Origin of the sequence: Diaphorobacter nitroreducens (genome assembly GCF_002214645.1) — a bacterium.
Taxonomy (GTDB): domain Bacteria; phylum Pseudomonadota; class Gammaproteobacteria; order Burkholderiales; family Burkholderiaceae_C; genus Diaphorobacter; species Diaphorobacter nitroreducens.
Genome location: NZ_CP016278.1, coordinates 3,570,375 through 3,595,259, shown reverse-complemented (window position 1 = coordinate 3,595,259; position 24,885 = coordinate 3,570,375). Strand labels below are relative to the sequence as shown.

The window sequence follows — 24,885 nt, the reverse complement described above, 5'->3', positions numbered from 1 at the left end:
GCATGATCCCAGCTTCATGCCAGACGCAGGAGGAACAGGTGCTGGCCCTCGCCAGCAGCACATCCCTGCTGCGCGCCCGCGATGTGGCCATCCGCTCCCTGCCAACCGTCATTCTCAGCCGGCTGGTACAGGATGGCAGGCTGAAGCGCGTGGCCCGAGGCGTCTATGCACTTCCCGACCAACCATTGAGTGAACACCACTCGCTGGCGGAGGTCGCGCTTCTTGTTCCTCGAGGAGTCATCTGCCTGCTCTCGGCACTACGCGTCCATGGGCTGGGCACACAGGCACCGCGTCAGGTCTGGCTTGCGATCCCTCACAACTCGCCCACGCCTCGCGTTCACCGGCCGTCGCTGCGGGCCATTCGAATGTCGGGAACTTCGCTGACGGAGGGAATAGAGCCCGTTCGGGTCGACGGAGTGGAGGTGCCGGTCTTCAACGCGGCCAAGACAATTGCCGATTGCTTCAAGTACCGAAACAAGATCGGCATCGATATCGCACTGGAGGCATTGCGCGAAGGCTGGACGCAGCGCAAGGTGACGATGGATGAGCTATCCCACTACGCAAGCATCGACCGGGTGTCGAATGTGATGCGTCCGTACATGGAGAGCGTCGCCGCATGAACGGAACATCCTTTGATCACGCGGCCAGGGCTGGTACTCCCAAACAGAAGAACATCATTTCAGAAGACAGTCAGGTCACGAATGCCGATTCCAATAATTGACCTCTTCGCAGGTCCGGGGGGGCTGGGCGAAGGCTTCTCCTCGCTCCTGGACCACAAGCACGAGCCGGTCTTCGAGATTGGGCTTTCCATAGAGAAGGATCCCATCGCCCACAAGACGCTGACGTTGCGTGCGGTCTTCCGGCAGCTGCGAGGCACCAGGCACATCCAGCACTACTACTCCTATATCCGCAACGAGATCGACGAGGCGACGTTCAGGAAGATTCCAGCCGTTGCGGAGGCGTTCGCCCGTGCCGAGAAGGAGGCCCAATGCCTCGAACTGGGCAAGGCGGACGAGAAGGGTATTGACGCGGACATCCGCGCTGCCCTGAAGGGCAAGGACACGTGGGTACTCATCGGTGGCCCGCCGTGCCAGGCGTATTCCCTCGCTGGCAGATCCAGGCGAGCGAACGACAAGAAGTTCCACGAGGACGAGAAGCACTTCCTCTACAGGGAATACCTGCGGATCATCAAGGTTCATCGACCGACGATATTCGTCATGGAGAACGTCAAGGGACTCCTGTCTTCCCAGCATTCGGGCAGTCCGATGTTCGAAAGGATCCTTGCAGACCTTTCGGCGCCTGCGCCCGGGCTGGAGTACGAGATCCGGTCCTTCGTCAAGGCGGGGGACAGCGAGACTCTCGACCCGGTTGATTTCGTCATTCAGGCGGAACGCCATGGCATCCCTCAGTGCAGACACCGTGTGATCCTTCTGGGGGTCAGAAGGGACGCGGGCGCGTCTCGCCACAACCTGCTGCCTGTTGTCCCGAAGCCCGTCACGGTGAAGCAGGCCATCGATGACCTTCCCAGGATCCGCAGCAGGCTCTCCAGGAACGACTCCCCAGAAACATGGCGCGCAGCCGTGCTTGCGGGCCCCTCCTATGTCAAGGGCTGGGGAACGGAAAGCGAAGAGGCGATGATCGAACTGATGCGCACCTCGGCGCAGGCGGCACTGAGCAGCGGAGTGGGCAAGCCATTCGCTCAGAAGCCTGGTCGCAAGCCGAAGTTCAAGAACCAGACGGAACTGCAGCGCTGGGTGACCGACAGGAATCTCAATGGGGTCTGTCAGCACGAGGCGCGTTCGCACATGTCATCCGACCTCGCCCGCTATCTGTTCGCGGCATGTTTTGCCCAGTCGGAGAAGTACTCGCCGCGGCTCGATGTGTTCCCCCCAAGGCTCCTGCCGAATCACATCAATGTGCCGAAGGACAGGGACACCGAGGTCATTCCCTTCAAGGACAGATTCCGGGTGCAGTGCGCCCGGGAGCCTGCCACGACCATCGTCTCGCACATCGCGAAGGATGGTCACTACTACATCCACTACGATCCGACCCAATGCCGCAGCCTCACGGTCAGAGAGGCGGCTAGGCTGCAGACCTTCCCGGACAACTACTTCTTTGCAGGAAACCGCACTGAGCAGTACATCCAGGTCGGCAATGCGGTCCCCCCACTCCTGGCAAACAAGCTGGCGAAGATCGTGCGCGGTCTCCTTGCAGGGTTGAATCGCGAGAACAGGCGAAAGTCCAGAGTCGCTTCCGGATCGAGACCTGAGTCCTGCGATGTGGCGGTCTCGAACAGGCGCCAGGCCATGCTGGATCTGGTATAGGCGGATTAGTCACTCGATGGTCAGCGCGGCCTCATTTCCCCGCAGCCACATGCCGACCGCCTGGGCAACCTCGTCCACCGAGCGTTTCAATGCGCACTCCCATACGATGGCCACACGCCAGCCCTGCTCGCCGAGCAGGGCGACATTGCGTGCGTCCCGGCTGACGTTTCCCTCGAATTTCAGGCGCCAGAAATCGCTGTTCGTCTTCGGCGACGTGGCGTACCTGCAGCCATCGTGACGATGCCAGAAGCATCCATGCACGAACAATGCCGCGCGATACTTCGGGAAGACCAGATCGGGAGATCCGGGCAGGCCCCGCTGATGCAGCCGGTAGCGGAGCCCCGCGGCGAACAGGGCGGACCGGAGAGCGAGTTCGGGTCGTGTGTCCTTTCCGCGAATGCCGGACATCATCCGGCTGCGCTGAGGTGTAGTGGTTACACGCATGTGCAGATGATGACAGGATCGTTCTGCCCCAGGATCCCTCCCTCGGCTCGACTCGAAGGCAGCGAACTCCCGCCCTTCCGTAACATCTGTGTTACGTTACGAGAAAAACAAGGGAAGGAGGCTTTCTGAAGAAGAGGTACACCCCTCCGCTGGCGCCCACTCTGCTGGAGGCAATGCGGGCAATCGGCTATTCGTTCGAGACCGCCCTGGCCGACATCATCGACAACAGCATCGCCGCAGCGGCGACAAGAGTCGAGGTGATGTTTTCCTTGTCTCCCTCACCCTACGTTTCGATCAGCGACAACGGCAGCGGAATGGAGGCCGATCAGCTGTTCTCCGCAATGAGGCACGGCAGCCGCAACCCCCAGTCGGAACGACGACGCGACGATCTGGGAAGGTTCGGTCTGGGCCTCAAGACGGCCAGTCTTTCCCAATGCCGCCGCATGACGGTCGCCTCCACCGCTGGAGGGGCGATCAACGGCGCTGAATGGAATCTGGACGACTGCGCCGACTGGATGCTGCTCGAGCTGGATGCTCAGGATCTCGATTCGGTGCCGAACATCTCGGCCCTGCGGCAGCGGACATCCGGGACACTGGTGGTCTGGCGAGATCCGGACCGTGCGCTGGCGGGAGAGTCAAACGCCGAGGAAGCGTTGATGGGCCTGATGGACCGTGCGCGAGACCATCTCTCGCTGGTGTTCCATCGCTTCCTTCAGGGGTCATTCCCGGAACTCACGATCACGATCAACGGACTGCCCGTCCGACCTCTCGATCCGTTCCTCCTGAATGCGAAGGGCAGGCAGACGCTCCCACCGGAAACGCTGCATGTCGACGGTGCTGCCGTGCGTGTGGAGGCACACATCCTGCCTCACGCATCGAAGCTTAGCGTGCAGGAAATTGCACTCGCAGGTGGCGAGGAAGGCCTGAGACGCAACCAAGGCTTCTACGTCTACAGGAACCGTCGCCTCATCACCTGGGGAACCTGGTTCCGACTCGCCAAGCAGGAAGAGATGACCAAGCTTGCCCGGGTGGTGGTCGATATTCCCAACTCCCTCGACCATCTCTGGTCGCTGGACGTCAAGAAGTCTGCCGCACACCCACCGGAGGAGGTCCGTCGGGGACTGTCCAGGATCGTCGAGCGCATCGCCGACCGCAGCAGGCGCGTCTACACCTTCAGAGGCAACCGCGGATGGAGTCCCGACCTCGTTCCTGCCTGGAGGCGACTGGAGATGCGCGACAGGAACATCCGGTACGAGGTGAATCGCGAGCATGACCTCTTCAGCGCGCTCCGGAAGGAAGTGCCGGAGCGCGCCGCGCCGATCCTCGAGCGCTTTGTCCAGATGATCGAGGACTCGTTCCCATTCGATGCCGTCTACGCTGACATGGCGTCCGACAGGCGTACCGACATTCACGAGAGGCCTGAGGATGTCGAAGATCGGCTCCTTGAGATCGCAGGGCACCTCCTGGGTGCCCTGGCGGGCACGCCACAGGACAGAGCAGCGATGCTGGAACGGCTCCACCTGCTGGAGCCATTCAACAAGTATCCGGACATGACCACGAAGATCAAGGAGAAGCTCAGGTGAAACTCTCGCGCAATGCTCAACTGCTCGCCGACTATGTCGTCAAGTCATTCCAGGACGACATCGTGCCAACCGAGCCGCAGCTGAGGGAGCGGATGGCACAGCTCGCGCCGGTTCTCGAGACCATCGGACAGGGAACCACGGCCTCCGAGCGGGACGAAGTCCTCAAGGAGCTGCTGGCGCGACTGCGAGTGAGCATGGATGTCGGAACGGGGCTCAAGGCCGATGACGTGAAGCCATGGCTCGATGCCCGACGGGCAACCATCGATCCGTTCTACTGGACGCGCTTCAGCAACCATCTCCAGAAGGAATGGCCGTCCGGGGTTCTGCGCAACTTCGACAGGGTCACCGATGCGATTCTCGATCTGTGTGGCAACCCCGCTGCGCCAGAGGATCAATGGAAGCGTCGCGGTCTCGTGATCGGAGATGTGCAGTCAGGCAAGACGGCCACCTACACCGCACTCTGCTGCAAGGCAGCCGACGCGGGCTATCAGGCCATCGTCCTCCTTGCAGGAAGCCTGGAAAGTCTCCGACGTCAGACACAGAAGCGGCTCGACGAAGGATTCGCAGGTCTCGACAGCTCGGAGTTCCTGCCGACGAAGGGCAAGGACGGTTGGAAATCCCGTGCCGTGGGAGCCGGCCTGGACAATCAGAAGCGATTCGCCGCAGTCTTCACGTCACGGACCCGCGACTTCAACAAGGACGTGCTCAACTCTCGTCAGCTTACCTTGAGCGCAGTGAAGGAGCCCGTGCTCTTCGTGGTGAAGAAGCACAAGAGCATCATCGAGAACCTTGCCACGTGGCTGCAGGCCTACAACGCCGACACCAGCGGCAGGATCCGGGAGAGCCTGCTGCTCATAGACGACGAGGCCGACAATGCCTCCGTCAACACCAACGACGAGGACAAGGATCCGACAGCGATCAATCGCAGCATACGCGGCCTCCTCAACATCTTCACCCGCAGCACCTATGTCGGGTTCACCGCAACGCCGTTCGCCAACGTCTTCATAGACCCGGACACATCGGACGACGACTTCCACAAGGAAGAGCTCTTTCCGCGGGATTTCATCTATGCCCTGGACGCCCCCACCAACTACGTCGGCGCGACCCGCATCTTCGGTGAAGATGGTGATGCCGGACTGATCAAGGACCTCGAGGATGCCGAGGAAGTGTTTCCACTGAAGCACAAGAGCGGTCTTCAGTTCGACAGGCTGCCCGCCAGTCTGCACAGCGCCATCCTGCAGTTCCTCGTCGCGAACGCCATACGCGACCTTCGTGGGGACTCGACCGCGCACCGCTCGATGCTCATCAATGTCAGCCGATTCACTGAGGTGCAGGATCGCGTCAGGGACCTCGTGGACACCGTGACGGAACACGCGAAGCAGCACATCCGCAACTTCAGTCGGCTCGACGGCGCCGCGTGGAAACAGAGCGCCGTGCTGAATGAAATCGCCACTCTCTTCACCGAGGAATATCTGGGCTGCGGATTCACCTGGGAGCAGGTGCTGGCAGCGCTTTTCGAAGCCACTGCGCCCATTGTGGTCCGGTCCGTGAACCAGAAATCGGGAGCTGCCAGTCTCGACTACGCAAAACAGGAGGATACGGGCCTGCGAGTCATTGCAGTCGGCGGCAACAGCCTCTCGCGAGGTCTCACGCTCGAAGGTCTGTGCGTCAGCTACTTCCACCGGAATCCCCAGGCCTACGACACGCTGCTCCAAATGGGCCGGTGGTTCGGCTATCGGAAGGGATACGAGGATCTCTGCCGACTGTGGATCACGACGGATGCGCAGCAGTGGTATTCGCACGTCGCCTCGGCCACGGAGGAGCTGAGAGACGAGGTTCGCCGAATGCGCCGCCTCGACCTGACCCCGAAGGATTTCGGCCTCAAGGTTCGCTCGCACCCGGACACCCTGATCGTCACGGCACGCAACAAGATGCGCAAGTCGCAGACGGTGATCAAGCAGATATCCTGGAGCGCCGAAGGAGCGGAAACCACGAAGCTTCGGGCAATGTCGAACGGCGCGAACAGGCGCACCACGCAAGCCATGATCAGATCGCTGGAGGAACGGAAGATTCCGGTCGAGAAATCCGAGTGGGGAAATCCGATCGCCCGGGGTGTACCCAAGGAGGTGATCGCCAGGTTCATCGACTCGTTCGAGGTCCACCCGCACAACTTCAAGCTCTATGTGGCAGACGACGAGAAGGCGGATTTCGGACTCGGCAAGTTCATCGCGGAAACGGATGCATCTTCCTTGCAGTTCTGGGACGTGGTCTTCCCTCAGGGAGAGCTGGAGGAGCGTGACTTCCTGAACAGCGGCATCCAGCTCAAACCGGTGAAGCGCGTCGTCACCACCTCGGACAGCGACCAGACCGTGCTGGTCTCCGGCGCCAAGGCGCGTGTGGGATCGCGCGGTGTCGAGCGCGAGGGAATCCCGACGAATGTGGTGGATGAATTGGTCGCGCAGGCAAAGGCCGAGGGCAAGAATCTTGCCGACCACAAGCTTCGTTCGCGGAGGGAGAGGCCGCTTCTACTGATCTATGCAGTCGTCCCTCATCACGCGGGCAATGACGGCATCTGGAAGGGCCTAACCGAGGAAGATCTCTTCGTGGCCTATGGCCTGAGCTTTCCCCAGTTCGACGACAAGACACTCACCAAGACGGTGGCCTATCGCGTGAACACCACCTGGCTGCGCGATCACGCCATCGAGGAGGAGGAGGATGAACCGGATGGGGATGATTCCGATGATTGAGAGTCAGTGGGCCGAACTGGCGGGTGCGTTCCCCCTGCCTGTACATCGACGGGTATCGCCGCACCATCCCCTCGACCTCTTTGCGCAGCTGGATGGGCAGGAGAGGGTCGGGCTGCTTGCCATCTCCGACGAGTCGCCCGGAACTGTGCCCACGTACGCCGCGGTGGACGTCAGCCTGGGACTGCGCGCGGATGGCAAGTGGGCCACATCCCTGTCGCTCAAGCAGCCCATCCTGCGCCCCATGTTCGCAGCGATGTGCGACGAGATCGTGCAGCAGGGCATGAAGACAGCCGCTGGGACACAGGCCGGCAGCTTCGTGCTTCAGCTTCTCGCTCGATGGCAGAGACTGCTCGCGTTGGGTCCGGACGGTCTTCTTTCGGGGGAGGAGCGACTGGGGCTGCTCGGGGAGCTGACGATCCTGACCCGCGCCATCGATCGCTTCGGGCCAGAGCAAGCCGTCGCGGGCTGGCGTGGCCCCCTTGACGCTCCGCAGGACTTTCTTCTCCCCAGTGGATTCGTGGAGGTCAAGGCGATCCGCGCGGGCACGGCCGAGATAGGCATCAGCTCTCTCGAACAGCTCGACATCTCCTCGGACGCGCTGACGCTTGCGGTCTGTGAGTTCGCGCCGTGTGCGAAAGGAACAGGCGGGCACAGCCTTTCATCCCTCGTCTCGGTGATACGAACACAGGTGGTGGACGCAATCCAACCCTCCGACAGCTTCGAGGGTCTGTTGCGGCAGGCCGGCTTCACCGATCGCGCCGAGTATGCGGAGGAGGAGTTCCGTCTCGTGCGCACGCGCTGGATATCCGTTGCTGAAGGCTTTCCCTGTCTGAAACGCAGCCAGCTACCACAGCCGATATCCGACGGCAAGTACAGCTTGCTGCTCGACAGCCTTGAACCCTTCGAAATAGCAGGAGAACTGTAGCCATGGATTCACCGGAGGATTTTCGCCGCGAGCTCCTGGCCCGCGCCAAGGTCCGAGCAAGCGCCGATCGGAATCTCGGATACACAGCGTTCGTCGAACTGTGCGGCGAACTGCTGGAGGAAGCGGAGGAACTCAGCGACTTCACGCCATGCTTCTTTCGGCTGCCGAAGGCCGGATCGAGGAAGCTGTCGGTGGATGGATATGCCTTCGACGATGCCGATCAGTCGGCACGCATCGTGGTAGCGGACTACTCCGGTATTGATGAGCCAGGCAACCTCACCGGCGTGGAGGCACGAAAGCTCTTTGCGGAACTACAGGCCTTCGTCGAGGAATCCCTTGCGGGAACAGTCATCGAGATGACCGAGGAGAGCTCGCCCGAGCACGGACTCGCTCGAGATCTGCGCGCCCGGGCTGCCGATATCTCCCGCTACCGGCTGTATCTCGTGAGCGACCGGCCGTTGAGCACACGAATCAAGGATTGGCCGGAAGGCTCGATCGGAGGAAGCCCCGTCGAGTTCCACATCTGGGACCTCTCACGATTTCACAGAGCACATCTGTCCCGATCAGGAAGGGATGAGCTCGTCATCGACTTCGGAAGCCTGCCATCGGGCGGTCTGCCATGCCTTCCAGCGAGCATGAACTCCGATGCGTACGAGGGGTATCTGTGCGTCATCCCGGGTGCGACGCTCGCGGACATCTATGAAACGCACGGCAGCCGCCTGCTCGAGGGCAACGTGCGAGCCTTCCTGAGCACGACCGGCAAGGTCAACAAGGGCATCCAGCAGACGCTGCAGCGGGAACCCGGCATGTTCTTCGCCTACAACAACGGCATCGCGGCCACGGCATCCAGTGTCCAGATTCTCGACACCGCCGAGGGAAAGCGCGTGGTCTCGGCCGCCGACTTCCAGATCGTCAACGGTGGACAGACGACGGCCTCGATGTCCTACGCCAGGCGCAAGGCCGATGTCGACCTGTCGGGCGTTCTCGTTCAGATGAAGCTGTCCGTTGTGGACGAAGAACGCGCAGGGACCTTCATCCCGCTCATCTCTCGCTTCTCGAATTCGCAGAACAAGGTCTCCGACGCCGACTTCTTTGCCAATCATGAGTTCCATCGGCGTATCGAGAAGATCTCGCGCCGGCTCAGGGCACCTGCCAGAAAGGGGGCACAGGTCGAGAGCTTCTGGTTCTACGAACGCGCACGTGGTCAGTATGCGGTCGAGCTCGGTCGGCTGAGCGCAGGAGAGCGAAAGCGCTTCGAAACGGAGGCCCCACGCGAGCAGATCATCACGAAGACCGACTTGGCGAAGTTCGAGAACTCCTGGCGCCAGCTTCCCCATGAGGTGAGCCGCGGAGCGCAGAAGAACTTCATCCGTTTCGCCGAGCACATCACGACGGAATGGGAACGGGACCCGGAGGTCTTCCACGATGAGTACTTCAGGCAACTGGTCGCCAAGGCCCTGATGTTCCGAACCCTGGAGCGAATCGTTCCGAAAGAGGACTGGTACGACGGCGGCTACAGGGCAAACATCGTTACCTTCTCGCTGTCCAAGCTCGCTCACATGATCGAAAGCCGTGCAGACGCCTGCAAATTCAATTTCCAGCAGCTCTGGAGGGCACAGGAACTTTCGCCTGCACTGATCGAGCAGCTCCGCCTGATTGCAAAGGCTGCGTATGCCGTGATCACCCACCCCGAGGCGGGCATACAGAACGTGACGGAGTGGTGCAAGAAGGAGCTTGCCTGGCAACGCATGAAGGCGGCACCCATCCCCTTCCTGACGGATTTCGAGACGGAGCTGGTAGCGTCCGAGGATGCGGTGGCATCTCGACGGTCCGCCAGAGCGGAGGCAAGGATCGACGCCGGCGTGGATGCCTTGCAGGAGGTCATGGCATTCGGCGCCGACAACTGGACGAAGTTGCGCCAGCGAGCCGGTGAAACAAAGGCCACCACCCCAGGCGAGGACGGACTTCTGCGCGTGGCGTCGAATCCCAGATGGGTCCCCACCGATCGTCAGGCTAAGGACCTTGTGAAACTGCTGCAGAAACTCCGGTCCGAAGGCACATGGCAGTGAACCAACGGTGGCGGTCTTATTCGGCGGCCGCGGCCCGGGGCAACATTGGCTCTTAGCTAAAAACAGGACAGGGAGGGGCGGATGCAAATTATCCAGAAAATTGCGGCCTGGGCTGCAGAGCAGCCGGCGTGGGTCGACGACGCTGTTCGGCGGCTGGTGACTGGAGGCCTGACACCCAAGGATCTGCAGGAGCTGGCTGCTCTAGCGAAGTCCGAGTACGGGTTGCCTGACCCGGATGGCCGAATTGCGGTACGGCTCGACCCGAAGACGATACCTGCGGTTGCCCAAGCCGGCGTGGACGTCAGCTTGCTCGCGCTGCGCTCGCCGCAGCACCTGAATGCGATTGACACCAGTCAGGCGCTGACGTTCCAAGCGGCAGGCCTGACCGTTGTGTACGGCCACAATGGTGCAGGGAAGTCTGGCTACGCAAGGGTATTGAAGAAAGCCTGCCGCGCACGCAACGTCGAGGACATCCTTCCTGACGTGTACGTTGATTCGAAGGGGCCGGCGCTCGCCAGCGCGATCTTCGAATGGAACGAGGGGCAGGCAGCCCAGTCGCAGGAGTGGACGGTGGGCACTGTTCCGCCTGCGCCCCTTTCGCAGATATCAGTCTTCGATGCCCACTGTGCTCGTGTATTCGTCGACAACCAGGCAAAGGTCCTGTTCGTGCCCGACGGAATGGAGATCATTCACGGGCTGTCCGAGGCCTTGGGCGCTGTCCAACGCCTGATTGAGGCGGACAGGAGGGGAGACTTCTTCGATCAGGCCCAGCTCTCTTCGCTCGCAGGCACAACCGTCGTCGGTCTAGCACACGCGCAGCTTGGCCGAAAAAGTGATCCGGAGGCGTTCAAGAGGCTTGCCGTGTTGTCGGAGGAAGAGGAGGCGGAGCGACAGGTGCTCAGCAAGCTTTTTCGAGACGAGGACCCGGTCAAGCTCGCGGCCGCCATCCGTTGCACCGCAACGCGCCTTCACACCCTGCGCAATGAGCTCGCAGCCTTGGAGGCACCACTGCTGGACGGAGCTACCGGTCAGCTGGCCGAGGCTTTTGTCGCCATGGTGGCGGCAGAGGCTGCATCGAAGCTTGCGGCGAACACGCTTCAGGCTGGGGGTGCGAAGGTCGTCGGGACCGGTACTGAGCCCTGGGAGATCTTGCTGCGCAGCGCGATGAAGTACGCGACGGAGGTTGCATACCCAGGGCACGAATTCCCGGGACCGGACCGCGACGCTCACTGCGTGCTCTGCCAGCAACCGCTCACCGACGAGGCTACCGACAGGCTGAAGACCTTCGTTCAGTTTCTAGAAGCCGACGCGCAGAAAAAGGCCACCGAGGCGCGGGAGATCACCAAGAGGCTTTACCGGGCGATTTCCTCGCTGAACTTCGACCCCTTTCCTTCTGACCGTGCGCTTTTGGACGAGCTTCATGAAAGCCAACCGGCTCTGGTCGTCGCCATCCACGAGTACGTGGCGGCTTTGAAGGCTCGACAGGCGAGCATCGTCGCAATGGCTCCGAACCGGAAGCTGGATCCTCTGGAGGTGCTACCTGCGTCCCCGATTGCAGCGCTGGACGAGTTGATCGGCAAGCAGCTTGGGGAGGCGGGTCGGCTCGAGAAGGCAATGACGTCTGAAGAGCGCGAGCGCAAGAGAAAGGTGCTTGCCGACCTAGAGGCCAGGACGAAGCTTGCGGGACTCCTACCCAAGGCGCTTGAAGCAATCGAGTGGCACAAGCGTGACCATGCGTTTGGCGAGGCCATAAAGGGATGCAGCACTCGCCTTGTCACCGGCAAGGCCACCGAGTTGTACGAAGCGCATGTGACGGAGGAACTGCGCGCAGCGTTTACGCAGGAGCTCGCGAATCTCGGCCTCGGTAGGCTGGACGTCGTCTTGGAAATGACGGGGCAAAAGGGTGCTCGCATGCAGCAGCTCAAGCTTCGTACCGCGCCACGGTACGCGCGCGCGAAGGTGTCGGACATCCTCAGTGAGGGTGAGCAGCGGGTCATCGCCATGGCCCTGTTCTTGGCGGAGGTTGGCATCGAGCCTGGCCGGTCGGGTCTCATCTTCGACGACCCGGTTTCATCTTTGGACCATGTGCGTCGCGAGAGGATCGCGAAGCGCCTTGCCCTTGAGGCTAAGAAGCGGCAGATCATCGTGTTCACGCACGACCTAGCCTTCGCTTGGGCATTGAAGGACTTCGCTGATGAGAACGGCGTTGCCGACGTGGACCGCCACGTCTTCTCGGCGGGCGCAAAGAAAGGCATCTGTGGTGATGGCTTGCCCTTTGAAGGAAAGAAGCTGAGCGCGCGGGTCAATGAGCTCCGAGAGCAGGCTAAGCGCGCAAAGAAGGTGCTGGAAGAAGAGCACAACCACAAGTTCTACAACGACATCGTCCGCAACGGCTACAGGCGGATGCGGGACACGTGGGAGCTACTAATCGAGGAGCACCTGTTTGCGGGCACCGTGAAGCGCTTCAGGCGTTCCATCGAGACGTCGAAGCTGCGGTATGTCTCCGTCGACGATGCCGAAGCAAGCGCCGTGTACAACGGCATGACGCGGTGCTCCAACTTCACACACGAAGGTGGCGCCGAGGCGCCGCCCGCGCTCCCCCAGCCGGACGAGTTCCTTGCTGACGTGGAGGAGCTCGCGGCTGCGCTGAAGTTGATCGATGACAACAAGAAGGCAACGGAGAAGCGCCGTGTCGAAGCTGGGCTGGCGACGCAGGCGTGAGTTGTTCAGCAGTGGCTTCGATAGAGGTCGTTGCCGCGATTGCCACTGTGGCGGCTCAATGACCCCGAATGACACAAGTGACCTGTCGACGGATTCGGCCCCGATTTGATGCAGTGCGACAGATTGCGCTGTCCTGGGTTTGCGCGAATCGCCCTCGGACGCATCCTTCCGACATCGCTCAAGAGAAGGACGTTCCATGCTTTTCCATCGAGCCTTGCCCAACCTCAGCCTGTCGAAAGCACCGCCCGCCTTCTACCGTCTGCACGACGTGATGCGCATTTCAGCACTCAGTCGTTCGACGATCTATCGCCGCATTTCGGAGGGCCGCTTCCCCAGCCCCGTTCACCTGGGAGGTCGGGCCCCCGCATGGCAAAGCGCAGAACTTCAGGCATGGATCGACGATCCGGAAGGCTACCGAAGGTCTGTTACGCCGCAGCCCTGAACCCTTGCTCGTTACCAACACCTGCGGCAGAGCCCGCCCCCATCCGCGATGTCGGCCGCGCAGCATCAAAGCTGCGCATATCGCGTGCCGGCTCAACAGCCTTGCCTTCAGCGAGATCGTCGAGCAGGTCGGCCCAGACTTGGATCATCCTGCGGCGCTGCTCGAAGTGCGTCGTACGGTCGTAACTGCCGCCCAGTTCCTCATCGGACACGTGAGCCAGGTGCCGCTCAATCACTTCACGGTCCCACCCCAACAGCTCCCGGATCAGGGTCCGCGCGGTGGCGCGGAAGCCGTGGCCGGTGATCTGCTCCTTCGTGTCGTAGCCCAACGTGCGCAGGGCGCTGTTGACGGTGTTGTCACTCATGTAGCGCGTCTTCTCGGAGCGCTTCGCCATGCTGCGAAAGATCGGCCCACTGGGGCCGGTCAGAGGATGGATGTCGCGCAGGATTTCCACCGCCTGCGTCGGCAGCGGCACGAGGTGAGCCGGGGTGCGCATGTCGCGCTTCTTCCACTCCCGCAGCTTCATCTTCTCCGGCGGGCAGCGCCACAGCGCTTGGTCGAGGTCAACATCTTCCCAATGCGCCAGCCGCAGCTGGCCTGGCCGCTGGAACAGCAAGGGCGAGAGCTGCAGGGCCGCGCGCGTGATGATATTGCCGTTGTAGGCCCGCATGTCCCGAAGCAACTGGCCGAGCTTCTGCGGGTCCGTGATGGCGGCGTAGTGGCGAGCCCGGGGCGGCGGCAGACCGCCGGTGCGGTTGTTCACGAAGTTCCTGGCCGGATCCAGCGTGCCCACGTCGACGGCGTACTGGAACACGTGCTGCACCGCTTCGCGCACGCGCTGCGCCGTCTCCAGATTGCCACGCTCCTTGATGCGGTGCAGGCACCGGACCACCTCGGTCGGCACGATGGTTTCCATGGCCAGCGCACCGATCCACGGGAAGATGTGCAGCTCCAGGTGGCGCATCACCTTCTCAGCATAGCTGGCCGACCATTCGCGGTCCTTCCGCGCCTGCGCATGCCAAGCGCGGGCGGTCCGTTCAAAGGTATTGAGGCGGGCAACTCGATCGCGCTCCTCCTCCACGCGCCGCGCCTCCCGTGGATCGACGCCATCGGCTCGCTTCTCGGCTTCGGCGCGCGCCTTCTTGCGCGCCGCCGCAAGCGTCACCACCGGGTAGTGCCCGATGCTGAGCTTGGCTTCCTTGCCGTGCTGCTTGTAGCGATAGACCCACACCTTGCCGGTCGGCCGCACGCGAAGGTAGAGACCTTCGCCGTCCGCCAGCAGATATTCCTTGTCACGCGGCGCTGCCGCCTTGATCTGAAGCTCGTTGAGTTGCCCCATGGTGTACCCAAAATCGACTGCGATTGAAAAGCAGTCTGGGGTACACCGTTGGGTACACGCAAGAACAGGACTTTGTGGGATTCAGCGATACCGCTTGAGCCGCCTTTTCGGGCTAAGTCCTTGATTTACAAGGACTTCTGAGCTGACTTGGGATCGTCTGAGAAAGGAAGATGGTGGCCTGGGACGGAATCGAACCGCCGACACAAGGATTTTCAATCCTCTGCTCTACCAACTGAGCTACCGGGCCTGAGCCTTGAATTATAGCCCGAGAAATCGATGCATGACACCAAGCTGCAAAATTTTTGCCAATTCACGCGTTGCGTTTGTTGCGCCCGAGGTCCACCCCCAATTGGCGCAGCTTGCGGTAAAGATGTGTGCGCTCCAATCCTGTTTTTTCGGCGACGCGTGTCATCGAGCCGCCTTCGCGGGCGAGATGGAATTCAAAGTAGGCTTTCTCAAAACCGTCGCGCGCCTCACGCAAGGGTCGGTCGAGATTGAAGCCCTGGTGGGACATGGGCGCCTGCTCCATCACTGCAACAACAGGCGCAGGAGCCGGCGCGCCATTGGCAATGGCGCCGGTTGTTGCGGGTGCAGGTGCGGTATTGGTCTGGGCCGGCGCGGCAGCGCTTGCTGGTGGCTGCGCCGTACTGCGTGCCAGGCCCTGCTCCACTGCCTTGAGCAGCTTCTGCATGGTGATGGGCTTCTCGAGAAAGGAGAAGGCACCGATGCGCGTGGCTTCCACGGCCGTGTCGATGGTGGCGTGGCCGCTCATCATGATCACTGGCATGGTCAGCGTGCCGGCCATGGCCCATTCCTTGAGCAGCGATACCCCGTCGGTATCGGGCATCCAGATATCCAGCAGCACCAGGTCATAGCTGCCATTCAAGCGCGCGTTGCGGGCCTGCGTGGCGTTCTCGGCAAGGTCGACGCTATGCCCCTCGTCGTTCAGAATTTCTGACAACAGGTCCCGGATCCCCAGTTCGTCGTCGACCACCAGAATATTTGCCATGTGTGTAAATGCACCCTTGCTGCACGTGCGGTGTTGTTAGAGCGCCACCGCCGATTCAGGGGCGAATGATAGCGACACTTGTGCGCCCTTCACCACGCCGTCTTCCACGCGGTTGACCAGATCGATCCGCGCGCGATGTTCATCCGCGATTTTTTTGACGACGGCCAGTCCCAGCCCGGTGCCCCGCGGCTTGGTCGTGACGTAGGGCTCGAAGGCGCGCTGCAGGATGTGTGGAGGAAAGCCCGGCCCGCAGTCCGACACCGTCAGCCGCACACGTTGCGCGGATGCACTCCAGCGTGTGCTGATGCGTACGGGCGGCGGTGGAACGCCCCCCTGCTCGGCCGCCTGCTGTGTCGCGTCCTGAGCGTTCTGCAGTAGGTTGTGCACCACTTGGCGCAATTGCTGGGCATCGCCCGAGATCATGGGGCAGCGCGGGTCCAACTCGGCCTCGACTGGCACCTGCGCAGTCTCGGCGCCATACAAATGCAGCACATCGGCAACCAGTGCGTTCAGGTCCAGCGTGTGCAGCTCCGCAGACGGCAGGCGCGCGTAGTCGCGGAATTCATTGACCAGCCGTTTCATCGCATCCACCTGGTCCACGATGGTCTTCACCGACTTGGTCAGCACGGCCTGCTCTGCCGCAGGCAGCTTGCCCGAGAGCTTGATCTCCAGACGCTCGGCCGAGAGCTGGATCGGCGTCAGCGGGTTCTTGATCTCGTGCGCCAAACGCCGAGCGACCTCGCCCCACGCCTGGGCGCGCTGCGCGGAGACGATTTCGGAGATGTCGTCGAACACCAGCAGCCGCGCCTCGTTGGGCAGTTGCGCACCGCGCGCCACCAGGCTGGTGCCTTGCGTGGTGACGCCACCGCCCGCCGCGTGCAGCTCAAAGGTCTGCTGCCAGTGGTCCAGACCGTGGTGGTCACGATCCAGCAAAAAGGTATCGAAGTGCCGCTGCACGGCCGCCGCGAAATCCGCCAGCCCCGGCACCTCAGCCAGCGGCCGTCCTTCATAGGCCGCCAGTGGCGCGCGCAGGACACGGGTCGCACCAGGGTTGGACGACTGGACGATGCCTTTTTCATCCAGCACGATGACTCCCGACGTGAGGTTGTCCAGGATGGTCTGCAGGTGCCCGCGCGCGGCATCCAGCGCGTTCAGGCTTTGCTCGACCGTGCCGCGGGCGTCCGCAAGCTGCTGCGTCATCAGGGCAAAAGAGCGCGTCAGCCCGCCCAGCTCGTCCTTGGTCTGCAGCGCGGCCTTGGGCGACAGGTTGCCTGCCGCCACCTCGCGCACGCCGTCGGCCAGCACCAGCAGGGGCCGCGCAAGCTGGTTGCCCAGCACCACGGCGAGCAGCACCGCGCCAAAGACGGCAAGGAACAGGCTCAGCGTCAGCGTGCCGATGTACATGCGCCGCAGCCCGCCGCGCGCCAGCGCGCGTTCCTGGTATTCGCGGTTTGCTTCCTGCACCGCAATGGCGTTGGCGACCAGCGCCTGGGGCAAGGGCACGGTAGCCTGCACGAAGCGCGGCTCGGCCAGCAGACCCACGCCGGGGTTGGCCACCAGCACCAGCGCGCGCACGCGCGCGTTCTCCGCGGCCAGCGGGTCGGTGATGTCGTCCAGGCCCTCGATCTGGAAGGTGACGCGGTCTTGCCGCGCCATACGGAACTGCTGCGCGCTTGGCCGCTCGGGGTTGAGCATGTAGCGCGATTGCCCGGTGCCGGCGACGGGCTGGCCCGCGGCGTTCCACAGCACGAGGTCGGTGGCCCCCAACTGGTCCCGCATGCGCTCCAGCACCAGGCCCGCGGCCGCGTCGGGCACCTGGGCCAGCTGGCTGCTGGCGGTGCGCGTCTTGGAGGCCAGGTCGCTGGCAATGGTGTCGAGCGTGACGCGCGCCAGGCTCACACCGGCGGTCAGCGCGCCCTCGACCTTGACGTCGAACCAGCTCTCGATGGAACGCGAGACGAACTGGTAGGACACCACGTAGATCAGCAGCCCGGGGATCACGCCCACCAGCCCGAAGATGCCCGCGAGCTTGAGCAGCAGCCGGCTGCCGAAGCGCCCCCGCCTCAGGCGCACCACCAGGCGCAGCGCGCCCCAGACCAACACGGCCAGCAGCACCAGCGCCACCAGTACGTTCACGCCCAGCAGCCAGGCGAAGTTGCGTTCGTACAGGTCACGGTTGTTGGTGGCCAGCGTCAGCAGGAACAGCAGTACCAATGCGATGGCGCACATCAGCCCCGTGCCGAGGCCCAGCGCCCATCGCACGGCGCGTGCGCGTGTCTCTGCGCGGCGGGCCGAACCCGCGGGACGCGGATCGCCCGCTTTCACCGCGCAGCCTCCACCACGCTCAGCGGCACGCTGCGCGCAAGCACCATGTTCCAGCCCGAGCGGCCCACCGCACCGATCTGCAAGGGCCGGGGCAACTGCGAGGTATCCAGCCGGAACTGGAAGTTCATGACGTAGGTCACGCCTTCATCAACCTGCCCCTCGTCGGCGATCTTCCAGCGCGCGATGCGCTGCATCGATGCCAGCGCATCCTGCAGCGTGTCGAAATTCTGGCCCAGCGACACGCCCAGGCCCGACGGTGCAAAGGGCGTGGACGACTGCACCACACGCCAGCGCCGCGTAAGGGGCTGGTAGCTCAACCGCAGAAAACGGCTGGCCTGCGCCACCACTTTGTCGGACCAGTACCAGCGCTGGCGCACCACCTCGGCCTCGGTGATGAAGAACACGGAAATGCCCTTGTAGAGCGCATCCTTGACGAGTTCGGGGAGTTCCAGCTGCAGCGTGGCCGACAGATACAGTCCCTCGGGCAGCGGGTCGAGTTGCAGTTCAACAATCTCGCCGTGCTGTTGGGCGTGGGCGGCGGGAATGGCCGCGATCCACAGCGCCAGCAGACAAACCAGCGCGGCCCACAGCCAGCCCGGCCTGCGCAGACCGGCACGTTCAGGCGGGGGCCTTGTGCAACAGGGCGTAAAAGAAACCGTCGTGTTCACCCGGCCCATTGTCACGGAGCCCGTCGCGCTTGTCTGGGCTGCCGGGGAATAAATGGCCCGGCGACGGCAGCAGGCGTGCGTCAGTGTTGTGCGCAAGAAACGCTGCGATCTGCCCGTCGCCCTCGGCCCGGAACACCGAACAGGTGCAATACAGCAGCCGCCCGCCAGGGCGCAGCAGCGGCCACAGCGCCGCCAGCAGACGCGACTGCTGCGCGGCCAGCTGGGCCACGTCGCTCTCGCGCCGCAGCCAGCGCACGTCGGGGTGGCGGCGCACGATGCCCGAGGCGGTACAGGGCGCGTCGAGCAAGATCGCGTCGAACGGCTCACCACCGCTGGCCTGCTGCCACCAGTCGGCGGGCACGGCGGCATCGGCCACCAGCACCTGGGCACTCAGCCCCAGGCGATGCAGGTTGTCATGGATGCGCTCGGCGCGTGCCGCATCCACCTCCAACGCGGTGACCCGCCAAGGGGCCCGCAGTGCGGCGGCCCATTCCAGCAAATGGGCGGTCTTGCCGCCGGGGGCGGCGCAGGCATCCAATAAGCGCAGCGGCTGCGCGGCGTCCAGCCCGTTGAGCAGCAGCGGCGCCGCCATCTGCGCGGCGGCATCCTGCACCGAGACAACACCCTCTGCAAAGCCAGGCAGTTGCTGCACCGGCACGGGGCGTGCCAGCGCCAGCCCTTCGGGGCCTACCGCCATCGCTTCAATATTGATAGCTTCTAACGCTTGCTGGTAAAGCGCCGGAGTGCTTTTTGACTTAGAAATCCGCAGCGCCATGGGCGCGGGCGCATTGTTCGCCTGCAGGATCTGCTGCCACTGATCGGGGTGGTCGCGGCGCAGGCGCTGGATCCACCATGTGGGGTGGTTCCACACGGCGACCTCGTCGCCCTGCGTGGCGGCCACCAGCGTGTCGCGCTCACGCAGGAAGCGCCGCAGGCAGGCGTTGACGAAAGACGCCTGCGCCCGCGTCGCGGGGTGGCGCTTGGCGGCCTCGACCGCCTGGTTGACCAGGGTGAACGGCGCGTAGGGAGCAGTCTGCGGGTCCCAGGCCAGTGCCAGGGCGGTGCACAGCAGCGCATCCACCCGCGGCGGTGGGTTGCGGGGTGCCAGCTGGCGGCGCAAGGCCTGTGCGCGCCCCAGGTGGCGCAGCACCTGGAACAACAGCGCCTGCACGCCGGGGCGCAGCGCGGCAGCCGTGGTCTCCAGCGCCACGGTGCCCGACTGCCCTGCGCGCACCGCCTGCAGCGCCAAGGCGGTGGCGTCCAGCAACTGGCTCAACGCGACCGAGGGAGTTCCCTGCGGCGGGATAGAAGTAGGCTTGTTCACAGCGTCTGCGCCTTCTTGAAGCCGAACAGCCACGCCAGCAGGCTGGCGGGAAACTGGGCGATGGCATGGTTGTACTGAGCCACGGCATCGTTGAACAGGCGGCGCGCCTCGTCGCTGTGCAGCGCCACCTGTTCGCGCCGCACCACCCATGGGGCGAGTGCAGGGGGTGCCACACCTTCGCTCACCTGCGCGGCTTCGCGCACAACGGTCTGCCAGGCGTTCTCCAGCACCTGCGATGCGGCCGCCAGGGCGGCGGCGGCGCCGCTGTCCAGCGGGCGCGCGCGCGCTACTGCCAGCGAGGCGCCGAGTTGCGTGGCCGCGGCCCAAAGGGCGGCATGGGCGTCATGCGCGCCCGCCGCCGGCGCCGGTTCGTCGCCCACGATGGCCTGGACCGCGCCAGGCGCACCGTGCGCAGCCTCGTACTCACCCAGCAGGGCAATCCAGCGCACCATGTGGGTGTCCAGCCCGCCAAAGGCCTGCAGCGCCGCGGATCGCAGGCGGATGAGCCGGTTGTAGGCGCCCACGGCCCAGAACAGGAACAGGGCGAGAAGTATCCAGGTGGTCAACATGTTCACAGCCGGGGCTTCGCGCCAGCGGGCACGGCCCCTGCCAACCGAGGGATTGGTAACACGACAAAAAAGAAACTCCCGGCCTGCCGGATGGGCAAGCCGGGAGCGTTCAGTACCCGCATGCGAGAGGCGGGACTGGCAACGGCTTAATCAGCCGTGTCGGCGCTGCCGTCGATCTCGGCGGCTGCGTCGTCGGTGCCGGCAGAGGCCAGCTCGGCGGCTTCGGCATCTGCGATGGCGCGGCGCTCGGCCTCGTCCATGGCGTCCTTGGCCTTGCGCGCCTGGTGGTAAGCCAAGCCCGTGCCGGCGGGGATCAGACGGCCCACGATCACGTTCTCCTTCAGGCCGCGCAGCTCGTCGCGCTTGCCCATGATGGCAGCCTCGGTGAGCACGCGGGTCGTTTCCTGGAACGACGCGGCGGAGATGAACGAGTCGGTGGACAGCGACGCCTTGGTGATGCCCAGCAGCACGTTGGAGTACGTGGCAGGGAGCTTGCCTTCGGCCTGCAGCGCCTCGTTGGTGTTGAGGATCTCGGAACGCTCCACCTGCTCGCCGGCGATGTAGGTGGACTCGCCCGGGTTCTCGACCACGACGCGGCGCAGCATCTGGCGCACGATCACCTCGATGTGCTTGTCGTTGATCTTCACACCCTGCAAGCGGTACACGTCCTGCACTTCGTCAACGATGTAGCGCGACAGCTCCTCGATGCCCAGCAGGCGCAGGATGTCCTGCGGATCGGCCGGGCCGTCGACGATCAGCTCGCCCTTGTTGACCACCTGGCCTTCGTGGACCAGCACGTTCTTTTCCTTGGGCACCAGCTCGTCCCAGACCTTGCCGTCCGGATCGGTGATCTGCAGGCGCACCTTGCCCTTGGTTTCCTTGCCGAAGGAGATCGTGCCGGTCATCTCGGCCAGCATGCCCTTGTCCTTGGGGCTGCGGGCTTCAAAGAGCTCGGCCACGCGGGGCAGACCGCCGGTAATGTCGCGGGTCTTCTGGCCTTCCATCGGGATGCGGGCCAGCACTTCGCCGGGGCCCACTTCCTGGCCGTCGCGCACCTGGATCAGCGCGCCGACCTGGAAGCCGATCGTCACCGAGTGGTCGGTACCGGGGATCTTCACCTCCTTGCCATCGGCGTCCACCAGCTTCACCTGCGGACGCACCACCTTGGCAGAGCCGCGGCGCTTGGGGTCGATCACCACCAGCGTGGACAGGCCCGTGACCTCGTCCACCTGCTTGGCCACCGTGAGGCCTTCCTCGACGTTCTCGAACTTCACCGTACCTGCGTACTCGGTGATGATCGGGCGCGTCAGCGGGTCCCAGTTGGCGAGGATGGTGCCGGCCTTGATGGTCTGGTCGGCCTTCACCGTCAGCGTCGCGCCGTACGGCACCTTGTGGCGCTCGCGCTCGCGGCCGTGCTCGTCCTGGATGATGATTTCACCCGAGCGCGCAATCACCACCAGCTCGCCCTTGGTGTTGGTCACGTAGCGCATCGTGGCGTTGAAGCCGATGATGCCGTTGGACTTGGCTTCCACACTGGACGCCACCGCCGCACGCGATGCCGCACCACCGATGTGGAACGTACGCATGGTCAGCTGCGTGCCGGGCTCGCCGATGGACTGCGCGGCGATCACGCCCACGGCTTCGCCGAGGTTGATCAGGCCGCCGCGGCCCAGGTCGCGGCCGTAGCACTTGGCGCACAGGCCGTAGCGGGTTTCGCAGGTCAGCGCGGTACGCACCTTCACTTCGTCCACGCCTGCGGCTTCGAGCTCTTCAATCAGGTCTTCATCGAGCATCCGACCCGGCTGCGCCAGCACGGCACGCGTTTCGGGGTGCAGCACTTCCTCGGCCGCGGTACGGCCCAGGATACGGTCGCGCAGGGACTCGATGACTTCACCGCCCTCGACGATGGCGCGCATCAGCGAACCATTCGAGGTGCCGCAGTCGTCCTCGGTCACCACCAGGTCCTGCGTCACATCCACCAGGCGACGGGTCAGGTAGCCCGAGTTCGCGGTCTTCAACGCCGTATCCGCCAGGCCCTTACGGGCACCGTGGGTGGAGATGAAGTACTGCAACACGTTCAGGCCTTCGCGGAAGTTCGCGGTGATAGGCGTCTCGATGATCGAGCCATCGGGCTTGGCCATCAGGCCGCGCATACCGGCCAGCTGACGGATCTGGGCCGCCGAGCCGCGGGCGCCGGAGTCGGCCATCATGTAGATGGCATTGAACGATTCCTCGTTCACTTCCTTGCCGTTGCGGTCGATGGTCTTCTGGACCTTGAGCTGATCCATCATCACCTTGGACACGTCGTCGCCGGCCTTGCCCCAGATGTCCACCACCTTGTTGTAGCGCTCGCCGGCCGTCACCAGACCGGAGACGTACTGCTGCTCGATCTCCTTCACCTCGGCTTCGGCGCGGGCCAGGATCTCGGCCTTCTGCGGCGGCACCAGCATGTCGTCGATCGCCACGGAGAAGCCCGCGTGCGTGGCCAGGCGGAAGCCGTTTTGCAGCAGCTTGTCGGCGAACACCACGGTGTCCTTCAGGCCGCACTTGCGGAACGACGCGTTGATGAGCTTGGAGATTTCCTTCTTCTTCAGCGCCTTGTTCAGGTTGCTGAAGGGCAGGCCCTTGGGCAGGATTTCCGACAGCAGCGCACGGCCCACGGTGGTGTCCACGAGCTTGGTCTCGGGCACGAACTCACCCGTCGCCTTGTCCTTGGTCCACTCGGTCAGGCGCACGCTGATCTTGGCGTGCAGCTCGGCCTCGCCGGCATCCAGCGCGCGCTGGACTTCGCCGGTGTCGGCGAACACCAGGCCTTCGCCCTTGCCGTTGATCTTCTCGCGGGTGGCGTGGTACAGGCCCAGCACCACGTCCTGCGAGGGCACGATGGAGGGCTCGCCGGACGCGGGGAACAGCACGTTGTTGGAGGCCAGCATCAGCGTGCGGGCTTCCAGCTGCGCTTCCACCGACAGCGGCACGTGCACGGCCATCTGGTCACCGTCGAAGTCGGCGTTGAACGCGGCGCAGACCAGCGGGTGCAGCTGGATGGCCTTGCCTTCGATCAGGATGGGCTCGAACGCCTGGATGCCCAGGCGGTGCAGCGTGGGCGCACGGTTGAGCATCACCGGGTGTTCCTTGATGACCTCTTCCAGGATGTCCCACACCACGGGCGTGCCGGCTTCCACTTCCTTCTTGGCGGCCTTGATGGTCGTGGCAATGCCCATGGCCTCCAGGCGCGAGAAGATGAAGGGCTTGAACAGCTCCAGGGCCATCAGCTTGGGCAGGCCGCACTGGTGCAGCTTGAGCGTCGGACCCACGGTGATCACGGAACGGCCCGAGTAGTCCACACGCTTGCCCAGCAGGTTCTGGCGGAAGCGGCCCGACTTGCCCTTGATCATGTCGGCCAGCGACTTCAGGGCACGCTTGTTGGCGCCCGTCATCGCCTTGCCGCGGCGGCCATTGTCCAGCAGGCTGTCCACGGCTTCCTGCAGCATGCGCTTTTCGTTGCGCGCGATGATCTCGGGCGCCTTCAGCTCCAGCAGGCGGCGCAGGCGCGAGTTGCGGTTGATGACGCGGCGGTACAGGTCGTTCAGGTCCGACGTGGCGAAGCGGCCACCGTCCAGCGGCACCAGCGGACGCAGGTCCGGCGGCAGCACGGGCAGCACTTCCAGGATCATCCACTCGGGCTTGATGCCGGACTTCTTGAAGGCCTCCAGCACCTTCAGGCGCTTGGCGTTCTTCTTGACCTTGACTTCGGAGCCCGTCAGGTCGCCGCGCAGCTTCTCGATCTCGATCTCGATGTCGATGCCTTCCAGCAGCTCCTTGATGCCCTCGGCGCCCATCTTGGCGACGAACTCGTCGCCGTATTCCTTGCGCTTGGCGTCGTAGTCGTCCTCGGACATGATGCCGAACTTCTTCAGCGGGGTCATGCCGGGGTCGGTGACCACGTAGGCTTCGAAGTACAGCACGCGCTCGATGTCGCGCAGCGTCATGTCCAGCACCAGGCCCAGGCGCGAAGGCAGCGACTTCAGGAACCAGATGTGGGCGCAGGGCGCGGCCAGGTCGATGTGGCCCATGCGCTCGCGGCGCACCTTGGTCTGCGTGACTTCAACGCCGCACTTTTCGCAGATCACGCCGCGGTGCTTCAGGCGCTTGTACTTGCCGCACAGGCATTCGTAGTCCTTGATGGGCCCGAAAATCTTGGCGCAGAACAGGCCGTCGCGCTCGGGCTTGAACGTGCGGTAGTTGATGGTTTCGGGCTTCTTCACTTCGCCGAAAGACCACGAACGGATCTTCTCGGGCGAAGCCATGCCGATCTTGATGGCATCGAAATGCTCATCGGGCGTGAATTGCTTGAACAGGTCGAGTAGCGATTTCATGTGACTCTTTCCTTTTCACC

General features: G+C 63.6%; 16 protein-coding genes and 1 tRNA gene. 8 read left to right on the top strand and 9 right to left on the bottom strand.

The window, feature by feature from the left end:
- Positions 1–2 precede the first annotated feature (2 nt).
- Positions 3–620 carry a type IV toxin-antitoxin system AbiEi family antitoxin domain-containing protein gene (locus tag BA022_RS16830; protein WP_088888215.1) on the top strand — a complete coding sequence of 206 codons (618 nt, stop codon included), beginning with the start codon at positions 3–5 and terminating at the stop codon, positions 618–620.
- An 81-nt stretch (positions 621–701) separates the two neighbouring features.
- Positions 702–2,324 (top strand): DNA cytosine methyltransferase, encoded by a 1,623-nt coding sequence (locus tag BA022_RS16825; protein ID WP_088888214.1) that lies wholly within the window; start codon positions 702–704, stop codon positions 2,322–2,324.
- 9 nt (positions 2,325–2,333) lie between these two features.
- On the opposite strand, the gene BA022_RS16820 is transcribed toward BA022_RS16825, so the two are convergent.
- Positions 2,334–2,768, bottom strand: a complete 435-nt coding sequence (locus tag BA022_RS16820) for a very short patch repair endonuclease (protein ID WP_088888213.1) — start codon at positions 2,766–2,768, stop codon at positions 2,334–2,336.
- Positions 2,769–2,941: 173 nt separating this feature from the next.
- Here BA022_RS16820 and BA022_RS16815 point away from each other — a divergent pair, with 173 nt between their 5' ends.
- From BA022_RS16815 to BA022_RS16790, 6 genes are all read left to right on the top strand, one after another.
- Positions 2,942–4,351 carry an ATP-binding protein gene (locus BA022_RS16815; RefSeq protein WP_088888212.1) on the top strand — a complete coding sequence of 470 codons (1,410 nt, stop codon included), beginning with the start codon at positions 2,942–2,944 and terminating at the stop codon, positions 4,349–4,351.
- On the top strand, positions 4,348–7,098 hold the full coding sequence (locus tag BA022_RS16810; protein ID WP_088888211.1) for a Z1 domain-containing protein: 2,751 nt from the start codon (positions 4,348–4,350) through the stop codon (positions 7,096–7,098). The genes BA022_RS16815 and BA022_RS16810 overlap by 4 nt, the downstream gene beginning before the upstream one ends.
- A complete protein-coding gene (locus BA022_RS16805; protein ID WP_088888210.1) occupies positions 7,067–8,023 on the top strand; it encodes a PD-(D/E)XK motif protein in 957 nt (318 codons plus the stop codon). Before BA022_RS16810 ends, BA022_RS16805 begins: the two co-directional genes overlap by 32 nt.
- 2 nt (positions 8,024–8,025) lie before the next feature.
- Complete coding sequence (locus tag BA022_RS16800; protein ID WP_088888209.1) at positions 8,026–10,092, top strand: AIPR family protein; 2,067 nt, start codon at positions 8,026–8,028, stop codon at positions 10,090–10,092.
- A gap of 81 nt (positions 10,093–10,173) precedes the next feature.
- Positions 10,174–12,813: an AAA family ATPase gene (locus tag BA022_RS16795; RefSeq protein WP_088888208.1), complete on the top strand. Its 2,640-nt coding sequence runs from the start codon at positions 10,174–10,176 to the stop codon at positions 12,811–12,813.
- 196 nt (positions 12,814–13,009) lie between these two features.
- Positions 13,010–13,255: a helix-turn-helix transcriptional regulator gene (locus BA022_RS16790; RefSeq protein WP_088888207.1), complete on the top strand. Its 246-nt coding sequence runs from the start codon at positions 13,010–13,012 to the stop codon at positions 13,253–13,255.
- Here BA022_RS16790 and BA022_RS16785 read toward each other — a convergent pair.
- The 8 genes from BA022_RS16785 to rpoC all read right to left on the bottom strand — a co-directional run bounded on the left by BA022_RS16785 (position 13,239) and on the right by rpoC (position 24,865).
- The gene (locus BA022_RS16785; protein ID WP_088888206.1) at positions 13,239–14,594 is read right to left on the bottom strand and encodes a tyrosine-type recombinase/integrase; all 1,356 of its coding nucleotides are present in this window, start codon (positions 14,592–14,594) and stop codon (positions 13,239–13,241) included. The genes BA022_RS16790 and BA022_RS16785 overlap by 17 nt on opposite strands.
- Before the next feature lie 171 nt (positions 14,595–14,765).
- A tRNA-Phe gene (locus BA022_RS16780) sits at positions 14,766–14,841 on the bottom strand.
- Between the two features lie 63 nt (positions 14,842–14,904).
- The gene (locus BA022_RS16775; RefSeq protein WP_011806978.1) at positions 14,905–15,603 is read right to left on the bottom strand and encodes a response regulator; all 699 of its coding nucleotides are present in this window, start codon (positions 15,601–15,603) and stop codon (positions 14,905–14,907) included.
- Between the two features lie 36 nt (positions 15,604–15,639).
- The gene (locus tag BA022_RS16770) at positions 15,640–17,832 is read right to left on the bottom strand and encodes a sensor histidine kinase (RefSeq protein WP_376752780.1); all 2,193 of its coding nucleotides are present in this window, start codon (positions 17,830–17,832) and stop codon (positions 15,640–15,642) included.
- A gap of 92 nt (positions 17,833–17,924) precedes the next feature.
- Positions 17,925–18,596 (bottom strand): DUF4390 domain-containing protein, encoded by a 672-nt coding sequence (locus tag BA022_RS16765; protein ID WP_011806980.1) that lies wholly within the window; start codon positions 18,594–18,596, stop codon positions 17,925–17,927.
- Positions 18,547–19,920 carry a 16S rRNA (cytosine(967)-C(5))-methyltransferase RsmB gene (gene rsmB, locus BA022_RS16760; RefSeq protein WP_088888204.1) on the bottom strand — a complete coding sequence of 458 codons (1,374 nt, stop codon included), beginning with the start codon at positions 19,918–19,920 and terminating at the stop codon, positions 18,547–18,549. Before rsmB ends, BA022_RS16765 begins: the two co-directional genes overlap by 50 nt.
- A complete protein-coding gene (locus BA022_RS16755) occupies positions 19,917–20,489 on the bottom strand; it encodes a LemA family protein (RefSeq protein WP_041838907.1) in 573 nt (190 codons plus the stop codon). The genes rsmB and BA022_RS16755 overlap by 4 nt, the downstream gene beginning before the upstream one ends.
- 146 nt (positions 20,490–20,635) lie before the next feature.
- Positions 20,636–24,865: a DNA-directed RNA polymerase subunit beta' gene (rpoC, locus tag BA022_RS16750; protein WP_015914491.1), complete on the bottom strand. Its 4,230-nt coding sequence runs from the start codon at positions 24,863–24,865 to the stop codon at positions 20,636–20,638.
- Positions 24,866–24,885 lie beyond the last annotated feature (20 nt).